The 12,577-nt window shown below is 60.3% G+C and carries 11 protein-coding genes and 1 tRNA gene; 7 read left to right on the forward strand and 5 right to left on the reverse strand.

Features of this window, described 5'->3' with window-relative positions; translation table 11 throughout:
- Window positions 1-7 precede the first annotated feature (7 nt).
- Window positions 8-1,723: a gamma-glutamyl-gamma-aminobutyrate hydrolase family protein gene (locus BN3270_RS09650; protein WP_058985872.1), complete on the forward strand. Its 1,716-nt coding sequence runs from the start codon at window positions 8-10 to the stop codon at window positions 1,721-1,723.
- Between the two features lie 18 nt (window positions 1,724-1,741).
- Window positions 1,742-3,211 carry a coproporphyrinogen III oxidase family protein gene (locus BN3270_RS03935; RefSeq protein ID WP_271711919.1) on the forward strand — a complete coding sequence of 490 codons (1,470 nt, stop codon included), beginning with the start codon at window positions 1,742-1,744 and terminating at the stop codon, window positions 3,209-3,211.
- A 36-nt stretch (window positions 3,212-3,247) separates the two neighbouring features.
- Here the strand turns inward: BN3270_RS03935 and BN3270_RS03940 are convergent, their stop codons facing one another.
- Window positions 3,248-4,150 (reverse strand): MBL fold metallo-hydrolase, encoded by a 903-nt coding sequence (locus BN3270_RS03940; protein ID WP_058985874.1) that lies wholly within the window; start codon window positions 4,148-4,150, stop codon window positions 3,248-3,250.
- Window positions 4,151-4,430: 280 nt separating this feature from the next.
- Here BN3270_RS03940 and BN3270_RS03945 point away from each other — a divergent pair, with 280 nt between their 5' ends.
- Both BN3270_RS03945 and BN3270_RS03950 read left to right on the forward strand, forming a co-directional pair.
- Complete coding sequence (locus tag BN3270_RS03945; RefSeq protein WP_058985875.1) at window positions 4,431-5,681, forward strand: ComEC/Rec2 family competence protein; 1,251 nt, start codon at window positions 4,431-4,433, stop codon at window positions 5,679-5,681.
- An 11-nt stretch (window positions 5,682-5,692) separates the two neighbouring features.
- Window positions 5,693-5,902 carry a DUF3006 domain-containing protein gene (locus tag BN3270_RS03950; RefSeq protein ID WP_058985876.1) on the forward strand — a complete coding sequence of 70 codons (210 nt, stop codon included), beginning with the start codon at window positions 5,693-5,695 and terminating at the stop codon, window positions 5,900-5,902.
- A gap of 41 nt (window positions 5,903-5,943) precedes the next feature.
- Here the strand turns inward: BN3270_RS03950 and BN3270_RS03955 are convergent, their stop codons facing one another.
- The 3 genes from BN3270_RS03955 to tet(W) all read right to left on the reverse strand — a co-directional run bounded on the left by BN3270_RS03955 (window position 5,944) and on the right by tet(W) (window position 9,303).
- Window positions 5,944-6,279, reverse strand: coding sequence for a P-II family nitrogen regulator (locus tag BN3270_RS03955; RefSeq protein WP_058985877.1), 336 nt, complete (start codon window positions 6,277-6,279; stop codon window positions 5,944-5,946).
- A gap of 187 nt (window positions 6,280-6,466) precedes the next feature.
- Window positions 6,467-7,498, reverse strand: coding sequence for a DUF4368 domain-containing protein (locus BN3270_RS03960; protein ID WP_456297723.1), 1,032 nt, complete (start codon window positions 7,496-7,498; stop codon window positions 6,467-6,469).
- Window positions 7,384-9,303 carry a tetracycline resistance ribosomal protection protein Tet(W) gene (gene tet(W), locus BN3270_RS03965; protein ID WP_058985878.1) on the reverse strand — a complete coding sequence of 640 codons (1,920 nt, stop codon included), beginning with the start codon at window positions 9,301-9,303 and terminating at the stop codon, window positions 7,384-7,386. Before tet(W) ends, BN3270_RS03960 begins: the two co-directional genes overlap by 115 nt.
- Window positions 9,304-10,077: 774 nt before the next feature.
- Here tet(W) and BN3270_RS09655 point away from each other — a divergent pair.
- The 3 genes from BN3270_RS09655 to arsB all read left to right on the forward strand — a co-directional run bounded on the left by BN3270_RS09655 (window position 10,078) and on the right by arsB (window position 12,216).
- Window positions 10,078-10,548 (forward strand): hypothetical protein, encoded by a 471-nt coding sequence (locus BN3270_RS09655; protein WP_271711920.1) that lies wholly within the window; start codon window positions 10,078-10,080, stop codon window positions 10,546-10,548.
- Between the two features lie 204 nt (window positions 10,549-10,752).
- Entirely contained in the window at window positions 10,753-11,058 is a 306-nt protein-coding gene (locus BN3270_RS03975; protein ID WP_058985879.1) for an ArsR/SmtB family transcription factor, read from the forward strand.
- 90 nt (window positions 11,059-11,148) lie between these two features.
- Window positions 11,149-12,216: an ACR3 family arsenite efflux transporter gene (gene arsB / locus BN3270_RS03980; RefSeq protein WP_058985880.1), complete on the forward strand. Its 1,068-nt coding sequence runs from the start codon at window positions 11,149-11,151 to the stop codon at window positions 12,214-12,216.
- A gap of 187 nt (window positions 12,217-12,403) precedes the next feature.
- Here the strand turns inward: arsB and BN3270_RS03985 are convergent.
- Window positions 12,404-12,479 (reverse strand) — tRNA-Arg (locus tag BN3270_RS03985).
- Between the last annotated feature and the right edge of the window lie 98 nt (window positions 12,480-12,577).

Consider the following 12,577-nt stretch of genomic DNA (forward strand, 5'->3'; position numbering starts at 1 on the left):
GTATACCATGCCCGACATGCAACGTTCGCAAAGCAGCTATGAATCGCCTCGGTTCGCCGCGCGCGTGACCGAAGCCCAAGCACCGCGCGCCACTATTTCCCTTTCGCTCGACCACTTGGTCGTGCACGCCGCCGACGGGTCCCCCGCCAAGGGCCCCGAAGCCCGCGCCCTGCTCGCGAGCATCGCCGGTGACTTCGACGCGAGCGACCTTTCCGGTGCGACGCCCTTCGTCGAACGCGCCGGCATGCGGGTGTCGGCCCCCGGGGAAGGCCGCCTCACCTTGACGGTTGGCGCATTCGGCAACGTGGAATGCGCTGAAGCGGCGTATCTGGCCTTCCGCGACCTCGTCGATCCGGCCCTGTCCGCTGCCGACCTCTCCTTGGTAGCCTTAGGCGCCTACCCGGGTGCGGGCTCCCCCGACGCCGCGCTGGCCCTGCGCCTGTGCGTGCCCTCGGTCCCCGCGCGCGATCTCGTCGACCTCGCGCGCGCCCTCGCGCCCGTCTTAGCCCTGCTCGGCGACAACACGCCGCGCCCGGCCGGCGCCCCGCGCGCCCTTGCGCACGCGTGCGTCGGAGCCGCTGCCCAACCTGGCGGCACGCCCGCCGTCGACCTGCGCTGCGCCGACGCCCTGCCGATCGACTTCGCCCTCGCCTACGTGACCTTGGTCAAGCAGATCTTCTTCCGCAACAAGAACCGGGTCGTGATCGGCGCCCTGCTCGACCACCCCTCCGAAGACGACTGTTCCCGCGCCGTGGAAGCCGTGCGCGCGGAAGGCTTCGCCGCCCACCTGTACGGGTCGAACGCCGGCTTCTGGACCGACGAGCTCATCCTGCTCGCCACCAATACCGCCCGCGGTGCCGAACGCGCCTACCTGGCGCCGCTTTCGGAAATGGTCGCCAACCGCTTCACGCTCGCCGACGCCTACGAAGACCCCGACACACGGCGCCCGGAAGCCCAGGAAGCCGTGCACGCCAAAGCCGACGAAACGGGGGCGCCCCGCATCGGCATCCTCCCCCGCTACGACTTCGAGCTTTCCGGCCTGTCACTTTCGCGCGGCTACACCAAGGGCGTGCTCGCGGCCGGCGGTTTCCCCGTGGTGCTGCCCCTCACCGACAACCCGCGCATTCTGCGCAAGATCGTGGAAAGCTGCGACGGCTTCATCGTTCCCGGCGGCCACGACATCGCCCCCGAAACCTACGGCCAGCGTCGCAGCATGCACCTGGGGCGCACGATCGCCCAGCGCGACGCGATGGAGCTCACCCTGATCCCGCAGATCCTGGCTTCCGGAAAGCCCCTCTTGGGCATCTGCCGCGGCATGCAGGCCCTCAACGTTGCCTGCGGCGGCACGCTCTGGCAGGACCTGGGCGACGCCTTCCCCCATTCGAGCATCCACCACGCCCAGCAGAAGCCCTACACGCGCCCCGTGCACGAGGTGCGCATCGACCCCGCTTCGCACCTGGCCCAGATCATGGGTACGAGCGAGACTCGGGTGAACAGTATCCACCACCAGGCCGTGCGCGAGCCCGGACGCGGCTTGGCCGTGGCGGCCCAGGCGCCCGACGGCGTGATAGAAGCCGTGGAAATGTCCGAACGCCCCTTCGTGGTGGGCGTGCAGTGGCATCCCGAATTCCTCTGGCCCGCCCATCCGGAAGACGCCCGCCTCTTCGAGCGGCTCGTGGCGGCAGCGGCTGCGCATCGCGACGCCGAAGCACCCGGCCGCTGACGCGGCGCCCTGCCCGCGATGCCCCTTCCCTGGGCGCCGCGTCACACCCGCTTGGACTTTCGCCTCACATTCCCCACAATCTCTCGCCTTTGTGGTCGAACACGGCTAGGATATGCCTCCAGGAGAACCAACGACCGGAGAGAGATTCACCAACCCATGCTTTCAGAACGCGCGCTTTCGCGCATCGTCCACAACCGCGCCGCTCGCACGCTCGAGCTTGCCCCGTCCACCCGCACCCGCGTTCCCGGCCCCAAGCCCGGCATGCGCTACATGCTCTATATGCATGTTCCCTTCTGCGCCCGCCTGTGTCCCTATTGCAGCTTCAACCGCTACCCCTACCATGAGGAAATAGCCCGCCCCTACTTCGAGCACATGCGCAAGGAGATGCACATGCTCGCCGACCTGGGCTACGACTTCGAGAGCATCTACATCGGCGGCGGCACGCCCACGATCATGATGGACGAGCTCATCCAAACGATCGACGACGCCCGCGCCACCTTCCACATCAAGGAAGTCTCCTGCGAGACCAACCCCAACCATCTGGCGCCTGAATACATCGAGCAGTTGGAAGGCCGCGTGCAGCGCCTGTCGGTGGGCGTGCAGTCCTTCGACGACACCCTGCTCAAGCAGATGGACCGCTACTGGAAGTACGGCAGCGGCGACGAGATTCTCGAGCTCATCGACACGGCCGCGCCCCATTTCGACGCGCTCAACGTCGACATGATCTTCAACTTCCCTTCGCAGACCGAAGAGATCCTCGAGCGCGACCTCGCGAAGATCAAGCAGTGCCACTGCCAGCAGGTCACCTTTTCCCCGCTTTACGTGTCGCATGCCACCACGCGCAAGATGGAAGAGACCCTGGGCAAGATGGACTACGACCGCGAGCAACGCTACTACCAGATGGTCGACGAAGCGCTCACCGGCGGCAGCGACCCGGCCTTCGAACGCTGCACCCTGTGGACCTTCAACCGTCTCGACCCCGCAAGCGGCCAAGCCGAAGACGAGAACCTCATGGTCGACGAATACGCGGTGGCCTACGAAGAGTACCCGGCCATCGGCAGCGGGTCGATCGCCCACCTGGACGGCACCCTCTTCGTGAACACCTTCAGCATCCAGGAGTACAACGAGGCCATCGACGAGGGCCGCATGCCGCTCATGGGCGAAGCGCACCTTTCCGCCCACGACCTGGAATGCTACGACTTCCTCATCCAGCTCTACCACCTGCGCTTCGACAAGCGCGCCTTCGAGAAGCGTTTCGGCAAGAGCGTCGAGCGGGCCCTGCCCACCGAGCTCGCCTTCCTGCGCCTGAACCGCGCCTTTGCGACCGATAACGACGCCGAGCTCACGCTCACGCCGATGGGCCGCTACCTGACCCTGGTGATGTACCGCCAGTTCCTGAGCGGCATGAACGAGCTGCGCGACCAGGCCCGCGCCGCCCTTTCGGGCCCCGAGCACGAGCTGCTCTTCGGCGACGGCAGCCCCGCCTAGCGACCGCGTGGCACTATCCCGCTCCCCTCGCTTTCGCTACTTGGCGATCACAGTGAAGCCCTCGAACCGATAGAGGGAAAGCGGGAGCTTGTCGCCGTAATAGGCCCAGCTTTCGTCGTTCATGGGCTCGCATTCCGCACGGCCGTCCCGCACGTCGCGCATCGCGGCGAGGATGTCGTCGATGCAGGCAGGGTCCATAGCGAAATCGTTGTGCGAGGCATAGACAGCCTTCACCTGGGGAAAGCGCTCCTTCACGACCTCAAGGGAGCGCACGTAGCCTTCGATTGACGAACGACCCATAAAGTCGTTGTCGAACTGCACGTAGATCGCTCCGTAGTAGAGCATGTCGCCGCCGAACAGCACGCCCGACGACCGGTCGTAGAGCATGAGGCTGTCCTCGGTGTGGCCGGGCGTATGGACGACGTCGACCGTGCGGCCGCCCAGATCGATCGCCGCTCCGTCTTCCACCGGACGCACGCGATAGGGCGCCACCGCGAACGTCTGCGGGTCGAAGCCGGGCGGGTAGCCCCACAAGAACATGTCCTCGTCGACCTGGTTTTCCAGGAACCGATGCGGGATGCCCGCGCGGGCCTGGCGCTCGACGAGCGGGTTCGTCGATACGAGCACCTCGTCGAAGGCGTGGGCGCCGCCCGTGTGGTCGAAATGGAAGTGGGTGTTGACCACCACCAGATCGCCCTGCCACAGCTCGTCGATCACGGCGCGGATGTTGGCCATGCCCGTGCCCGTGTCGATGAGCAGGGCGCGGTCGGTCCCCGGCAGGAGGAACACGTTCGCTTCCTGCAGGTGGCCCGGTTCGCAGACGGCCAGCACATTGCCCGGAAGCCGGTAGCATTCGTACCAGCCCTGGCCGTGGGCGAGGGGGACGCGCTCGTACTTCGCATAGTAAGGTCGCCGCACCGGTTCGCGCCATTTCGCCATGGAAGGTCCTTTCACTGGAATGCGTTGCCCTTAACGATACCCCTTCCGCCAGGCCAATGTGACGACGGGGACTGTGACGACGGGGACGGAGGGTGTCGTCCCAGATGCGACAACGGTGACAACGGGGACGGAGGGCGTCGTCCCACGAATGTCGCGGATTGTGCGCGCGTACCCTCGCGCTTCCATCGCGCCCGTACCCCGCCGCAGTCCCCTTTCCCCTACAATGGAGCCCATACGGCGGCTCGGGAAGACCGCCGTGGGAGGGGAATCGGAATACGCCATGAAAAAATTCGCCCATTCGAAAGCCGGAAAGGTCGTCATCGCCCTTGTCGCCCTCATGTTCATCGGGGCGATCGCCCAACCGGGCCAGCAAACGACAGACGTGAGCTCTTCCGCACCGCAGGAAACCACCCAGGCAACCTCCAGCTCGTCGCAGGCGGACGAAAGCCCGTCGAGCGACAACGCCGCCCCAGATCCCGCACCCGCCCCGGCGCCCAGCGCCGCCGAACCCGCCCCCGCAAGCCTGAAAGCCCACTTCATCGACGTGGGCCAGGGCGATTCCGAATTCATCGAACTGCCCGACGGCAAAACCATGCTCATCGACGCCGGCGTGCCCGATGCGGGCCCGACGGTCGTCTCCTACCTGAAAAGCCTTGGCTGCACGCGCATCGACTACCTGGTGGCCACCCATCCCCACGCTGACCATATCGGCGGTCTGCCGGCGGTCATCTCCGCCTTCGACATCGGCGAAGTGTGGGCGCCCAACGCGAGCAACACCACGAAGACCTTCGAAGCCTTCATCGACGCGGTGCGCGGCAAGGGCTTGCAGATTCACGCGGGCGCGGCCGGGATGGACATCGTGGGCGCCGACGCAGGCTACACGGCATCGATCATCGCGCCGCCCGACGGCGTGAACTCCGACGACTACAACGACTACTCACTCGTAATCCAGCTGTCCTTCGGAACCACGTCGTTCCTGTTCACCGGCGACTCCCCCGCCGAAGCGATCGCCGCGGCCGCGCCGGGCCCTGTGGACGTGCTGAAAGTGGCCCATCACGGGTCGAACACGGGCACCACATCGAGCTTGATCAGCGCGCTTTCCCCGACCTACAGCGTGATCTCCTACGGCATCAGCAACGACTACGGCCACCCCACCGCAAAGGTGCTCAGCATGCTCACCGCCCACAGCCAGCACGTGCTGGGCACCGGGGCCAACGGCACAATCGTCATCACGAGCGACGGGTCCACGGTGAACGCCAGCTGCGCCAAGCCCGACGGGCAGGTGACGCCCGGCGATAAGAGTGGCGGGGCATCCGCTGCCGCGGCGGCGGGAGGCGCTGCGGCAGCTTCCACGGCCGAAGCCCAGAGCAGCGGCTCTTCCAATGACACCGTCTACGTGACCGCTTCGGGCAAGGGCAAGCGCTACCACCGCGAAAACTGCCCCACGGTGAAGAAGTCGAAGCTCGTCGCCCTTTCCCGTTCCGACGCTGAAGCCCAGGGCTACACGCCCTGCAAGAAATGCAACCCGTGAGAGGAGACCGCATGATCGTCGACCGCATCGAAGGAAACCAGGCCGTCGTCGAACTGTCGTTCGGCTCGTACAAAAACGTTCCCTTAAGCAAGATCCGCGGACGGGTGCGCGACGGCGCGGTCCTGCGTCAGACGGGCGCCGACGCCTACGAAGTAGACGAACGCGCGACCGCCGACGCCAAGGCCCGCATCGACGAGAAGACCAAAGGCCTGTTCATCTGAGTCAAAGAGAGTCAAAGAGATGTAGTCCCTTTGACTCATTCCTACAGAGCCGCTTCCCCGCGCTCGTTGGTGCGCATACGCACCGCGCCCGTCACGGGGCGCACGAAGATCTTCCCGTTGCCGAAGGTGCCGCCGCCTAAGCGCTCGACCACGTTGTCGACGATCGTGTCGACCATATCGGAAGACACCACGGTCCGCACGCTCACCTTGGGAAGCAGGGCGACGCCCTCGCGATCGTCCGACACCGCCCGTCTGCCGTGCTGGCGCCCATAGCCGAGCCCCTGGGTGACGAAAATCCCGTTGTCCGAATACTCGGAGAGCAGCGCAATGAGCGCTTCGAGCTTCACACCGTTGATGATGAATTCGATCTCTTCCATGTGCGCGTCTTCCTCTCGCCGCGAAGGCGCGCAGCAACCGGCCACTGCTTTTCGCCGCGCTCCCTTTCCGCTTTGCCCCATTGAAGTCCGCGAACTTTGCTTATGTGTGATAAAGAAGCAATAGAAGTGCAAAAAATTTTGCCGTTCCTATCCGACACTTGGCCATTGTGTCGGATAGGTCGGGCGGTTATTCGGGCAAGTCAATCTTGCCGACAAAGCTGTAATAAATCTCAATGTCCTGCCTGCGGGTGCCGTTCTCATCATAGCTGCACTCATGCACCACAATTTTCTCGATCATTTCCCGCAAGAGAGTGGGGGTCAGTTCTTCAAAGGCAAGGTGCTTGCGGACAATGCCCATAAATTTCTCGGCGTTGACGGTAGCTGCCTGTGACTTGTCCAGTTCGGCTTGCAGGGCGGCGGCTCTCTTTTTCAGCTCCGCTTGCTCGGCTTCGTAGTCAGCCGACAGTTCCATGAAACGCTCATCGCTGATTTTGCCGTTTACATTGTCCTCATACAGCCGCTTGATAATGCGGCTGATTTCAGAAATGCGTTCCTGCGCCTGTTCAAGCTGCTTGATGGCTGCGGCGGTCTTTCGCTTGCCGCCGATCTCGTTCTGCTGGACAAGTAGTTTCACAAACCGGCTCTCATGCTTGGCTGCGTATTCGGTCACTTGCCGGAGATTTGCCAGGACACCAGCGGTCAACAGATCGGTGCGGATAAAGTGCGCCGTACAGTTGCGGGTGCGCTTCTTGTAGCTGCCGCAGATGTAGCAGTCCTGTTTGCGGTCTTTGTTCTGATACCGCTGCTGATACAGCACATGGCCGCAGTCGGCGCAGAACAAAATCCCGGAGAACAGCCCCACTTCATCGTAGCGGTTCGGGCGTTTGCGCTGTTTGCGTAACTCCTGCACCCGTTCCCATGTTTCCTTGTCGATGATCGGCTCATGGTGGTTCTCGAAAATGGCCTGCTTCTCGACGGGGTTCTCTATGCTGTGCTTGACCTTATAAGAAGGCTTTTCCGTTTTGAAGTTCACCAGACATCCGGTGTACTCTCGGGTTACCCTCCATAACTTCTGATTGTTGCCGTCTTGACGATTATGTATCTTTACATTACCTTCTGAAACATATGGCGCACCTTGTCCAGGCGGCTGTTTGGACGGCGGGGCTGGATGACTGGCTTGCCGACAGCGGCCTGATACCCTTTCAGTTCTGTAAGGCATACGCTCTGCCCGTTGGTGTAAAAGGCCAGATCAGTACGGTATGCCTGTATACAGCGGGCGGGAATCTCGCCAGTAAAGACAACTTCATCCTTTTTTACCTGGACCGTTTCGATGGTGGCACAGTATTTCGGTGCATCATGATAAGCCCTGGAAAGATATTCCCGGGGCGCATAGAGGGTGAAGGAGAGATAAGGTTCCAGCAGTTGCGTCCCTGATTCCTTCAATGCCTGTTCCAATACAATCGGGGCCAATGAGCGGAAGTCCGCCGGCGTGCTGACCGGACTGTAATAAAGCCCGTATTCAAAGCAAATCTTACAGTCCGTTACGTTCCAGCCGAACAAGCCCTGCTCCAGCCCGTAACGGATACCATCCCTGACAGCGTTTTGAAAACTCTGGTTCAAGTATCCCAGCGAAACCCGGCTCTCGTATTGTACACCGGAGCCAAGCGGGAGTGGTGTAACAGACAGTCCGATGGATGCCCAAAACGGGTTGGGCGGCACCTCGATATGGATGGTGTGGCTGGCTGCTTTGAGCGGCCGCTCCATATAAATGACGGTGGGTTCCTTTACCACTGTTTCAAGCTTGTATTTTTCCGCCAGCAAAGCGGAAACAACCTCCAACTGCACCCGGCCCAAAAAAGAAAGAATGATCTCATGGGTGATGGAATCCACCTCGCAGCGCAAAAGCGGGTCAGTATCCGCAAGTTGCGTAAGAGCGTCCAGCAGCCGTTCTCTTTGCGCTGCCGTTTTCGGCGCAATCGACGTCCGCAGCATGGGGAGGGGGTCCTCACGCCACCTTTTACGAGGGAGCCGGGTTGGGTCCCCTAATACATCGTTTAACCTCACGCTGTCGCTGGGAAGGATAACAATTTCACCCGGATAAGCGGTGTCTGTCCGAACAATTTCCCCTTTGGATGGAATACGCATCTCTGTGATTTTCAGCTTTTCTCTCCCGGCCAGGGCCACCGTATCCCGCAGGCGCAGCGTTCCGCTGTATAGCCGTAGATAGACACGCCGCTGGCCGCAATCTGTATACTCCACCTTGAAAACGCTGCCGCATAGGGCGGCGCTCCCCTGTTCCCCAATCGGTTGGAACAGCCCTGTCACCGCATCCATCAACGGTTGAATGCCAAGGCCCTTTTTGGCGCTGCCATAATAGACCGGGAACAGGGAGGCGTCTTGAACCCGCCGCTGTTCCTCCCGCACAAGTTTTTCCCGGCTGATTGGTTCTCCTGCGATATACTTTTCCAATAATTTATCGTTATTTTCGATGACCGCATCCCATGCTTCTATGTCGGTATTTTCCTCCAGGACTATTTCCGGGGACAGCGACACCGTCTGCTTGATGATAATATCGGCGGAGAGCTTATCCCGAACAGACTGAACCACGCTCTGCAAATCAACGCCAGCCTGGTCGATCTTGTTGATAAAGATAACGGTGGGAATGTTCATTTTCCGCAGGGCATGGAACAGAATACGGGTCTGGGCCTGCACGCCATCTTTAGCGGAGATCACCAAGATGGCCCCATCTAAAACAGCCAAAGAGCGGTACACCTCCGCCAAAAAATCCATGTGGCCGGGCGTATCCACAATGTTGACTTTACATCTGTGCCACTGGAAGGAAGTGACTGCCGCTTGAATGGTAATCCCACGCTGCCGCTCCAAAAGCATGGTGTCCGTCCTCGTTGTCCCTTTTTCGACGCTCCCCGGTTCTGAAATGGCTCCGCTGGCATATAGCAGGCTCTCCGTCAAGGTTGTCTTTCCAGCGTCTACATGGGCAAGAATTCCAATATTGATTATTTTCATGTGATTGTCCTCCCTTTACTGCCCCGAAGGGCATAAAAATCCCCAGCAGTAAAATACTTTTACCGCTGGGGATGATAATTTGCGGACATACACATATACAGCATACACCTGTCTGTGAGTGCTGTTTTTGGGGATATGTCAAAATTGATAAGGCAAAAGTATTCTTAAATTGGGTACAAAAAACTAAGCCCCTACAAAAGGGACTATCATAATCCTTTGTTCCCACTATTTGATTATAGTTTTATTTAAGAATACCTTGCCGCATATTTTTTACTCCTTTTCTGGAATTGAATCATTATATCACATCAGTTTTAGGAAAACAAGTATCTAAAAGAAATTTTTCTTCCCCTTATATGTAACAATCATACCGGCTTCCTAACGTTCAGAATGGTTTCTACTGTCTGCTGCGGTGTTTGGTTGGAATTGTCCAGCCAAAAGCCGATCCGTGGTGTTGTCTGCATTTTACTAAATACAAATTCAATGTATACAGAAAGAAATATATAAGGAGTGGGAGGGATTCCGCCGTAGTCGGCATTGTAGGAAAATCCAAAAGTTTAGATTTTCTCAAAATGCTTATCTTTTGGTCTTTGGTTCGGAATAGTGTAGTGCTGGCGGTCTATCTATTGTTTTCGGTTGCTTGCTTCTTTACCGTACATGAGCATTTTTCAACGGTTTGCAACGGTGTTTCCATTGGATTACAGTCGCCCGAGCGGCAATCGGCGACCAAGGCACATGCGAGGTTCCCCGCCCGCAACCGAAACGAAGGAAAGCACCATGCCGATCAACTTCCATGACAATCGGTCCCTCGGTCCGATAGAGAGCAAATCTACGTTCGAATACGCCCGTCTGGCAATTGGCGGCGCATCCCGCACACAGGCGCCCGTCGCGAGCAGCCTCACGCAAAGGCCTGATCCCACGCCTCCCATTGGGACGCGCACCATGGACGAAATCCTCCGCGTAACCGACGAGCTTGCACCCTACGTGCGCGATCGGTTCAGCCCGAGCGAGGGAGTCTATCGTCTGAACGACGCTGGCGAATACGTTTCAGAGCAAGATTGGTCGAGCGTCTGGCGCCGCCATCCCTCTTGGTGGCAAAAAGCATGGATGCTCGCAGACAACGGACAATACCGAGCTTCGCAGGTGGCCGCCATGTCCACAACCGAAATCGAGCGCGCCTATGACGATCCAAACTTCGAACCGGCATATGCGTACTACACACAAGCCGATGGGGATGGTCTGCTCTAGCGATTCCGGAAACGTCAGTCGCATTCCCAACGCCGATACGATTGCTGCTTCCCTCGAGCTATCCCGTCGCATCATGGTCAGCGAAGACCCGCTCGGGCGGCAATCGAATCCTGGCGCCGCCGCAATGCTCGCAAGCTCGAAATTGACAGGTCGCGAATGCTGGCCTATTTTCATATCGAAAATAATTGATATAAGGTGGTTCGTATGGCAAGAGACAGCAAAAAAGACGCACAGGTCTTCAAAGCGTTCTGCAACGAGTATCGGCTGCAGGTGCTCGAACGCCTGCGCACCGGCGAGAAATGCGCCTGCGACCTCCTTGAGCACATCGACATCAGCCAGTCGAACCTCTCTCACCACATGAAGATCCTCGTCGAGTCGGGGGTGGTTTCCGCGCGCCAGGACGGCAAGTGGACCTACTACTCGATAGACGCAGAGGGCGCCAAGAGGGCGATGGACCTGCTCGAGGAGCTCACAACGGTCCGCGGCGGTCAGAGCCGCTGCCATTGCTAGAAGAAAGCCGCCCGAGAAGAAACCGCCACGAGCGGCTTCTTCTCGGGCTTATACATCAAATTTATTCGATACGTTAAAGGAGGAGCGGAATTGACTGCGCAAAACGAGCGGAAACGGGTGGCGGCCGGACTCGGTCTTTGGGACCGGCTGCTTACCCTCTGGATCTTCCTGGCAATGGGAGCCGGCATCGTCATAGGGGCGGTGTTCCCAGGAATGGCCGACGCCCTCGGCGCGCTCTCGGTGGGCACCACCAACCTACCGATCGCCGTCGGGCTCATACTCATGATGTACTCGCCTCTGGCCAAGGTGCGCTACTCGGAAATGCCCAAGGTCTTCGCCAACAAGAGGCTTCTCGCACTGTCGCTGCTTCTCAACTGGATTGCCGGCCCGCTCCTCATGCTGGTGCTTGCGGTTGTCTTCCTCGGAGACCTGCCGGAATACCTGGCGGGCGTCGTGATGATCGGACTCGCCCGCTGCATCGCCATGGTGCTCGTGTGGAACGAGCTCGCTGGAGGATCCTCCGAGTACGCCGCCGGGCTCGTCGCCCTGAACGCCGTCTTCCAGGTTCTTCTCTACGGGCCGATGGCCTGGCTGTTTCTTTCCGTGCTCGCTCCCGCGCTCGGCGCTCAGGCGGTTTCCGTCGACGTCTCCCCGTGGCAGATAGCCCAAAGCGTCCTCGTCTATCTGGGCGTGCCGATGGCTGCCGGCGCGCTCACCCGTCACCTGGGCGTGAAGGCGCTCGGCGAAGATGGGTATGCGCGCCGCGTGCTACCCCGGATATCGAAGATCACCCCTGCCGCGCTCATCTTCACCATCGTGGTCATGTTCTCCCTGAAGGGCGACATGATTGCGGCCCTGCCCTACGACGTCGCAAGAATCGCCGTTCCCCTGGTCGTCTACTTCTGCATCATGTTCTTCGCGAGTTCCTGGCTCGCTCACCGCCTCGGCGCGGATTATCCGCGTATGGCCGCAATCGCCTTCACCGCCACCGGCAACAACTTCGAGCTCACCATCGCCGTTGCCGCCGCCACCTTCGGGCTCGCCAGCAGTCAGGCCCTGGCTGCCGTGGTGGGGCCTCTGGTCGAGGTGCCCTCGCTCATTCTGCTCGTGAACGCCGCGCTCGCCTTCAAGCGGCGCTGGTACGGGAAAAGGGCGTAGTCGGTGGAGCAAATCGGACCGTTCGCAATAACCGGCTGTTCGAGATGAAATGTCCGAACAAGGCAATCTAGCGGATCCTGTCCCCTTTAGGCCTCGCGCGGGGATCGCAGTGGGGCGAGACTGTCCACTTCTTTGCGTAGAAAGAAAGCAGGCCAGAGGGACGTGCCCTCTGGCCTGCGCTTTTTCATGGTGCCCCCGGGCGGATTCGAACCGTCGACACCCGCTTTAGGAGAGCGGTGCTCTATCCCCTGAGCTACGGAGGCGCACAGGTCATTCTACCATGATTGCCCCGCCCCCACTGAATCAACGTCGAGGTGCGTATCCCGCCCACGCAAAGGGGCCTGCAACCATGCGGCTACAG

Source organism: Hugonella massiliensis, assembly GCA_001486445.1.
GTDB lineage: Bacteria > Actinomycetota > Coriobacteriia > Coriobacteriales > Eggerthellaceae > Hugonella > Hugonella massiliensis.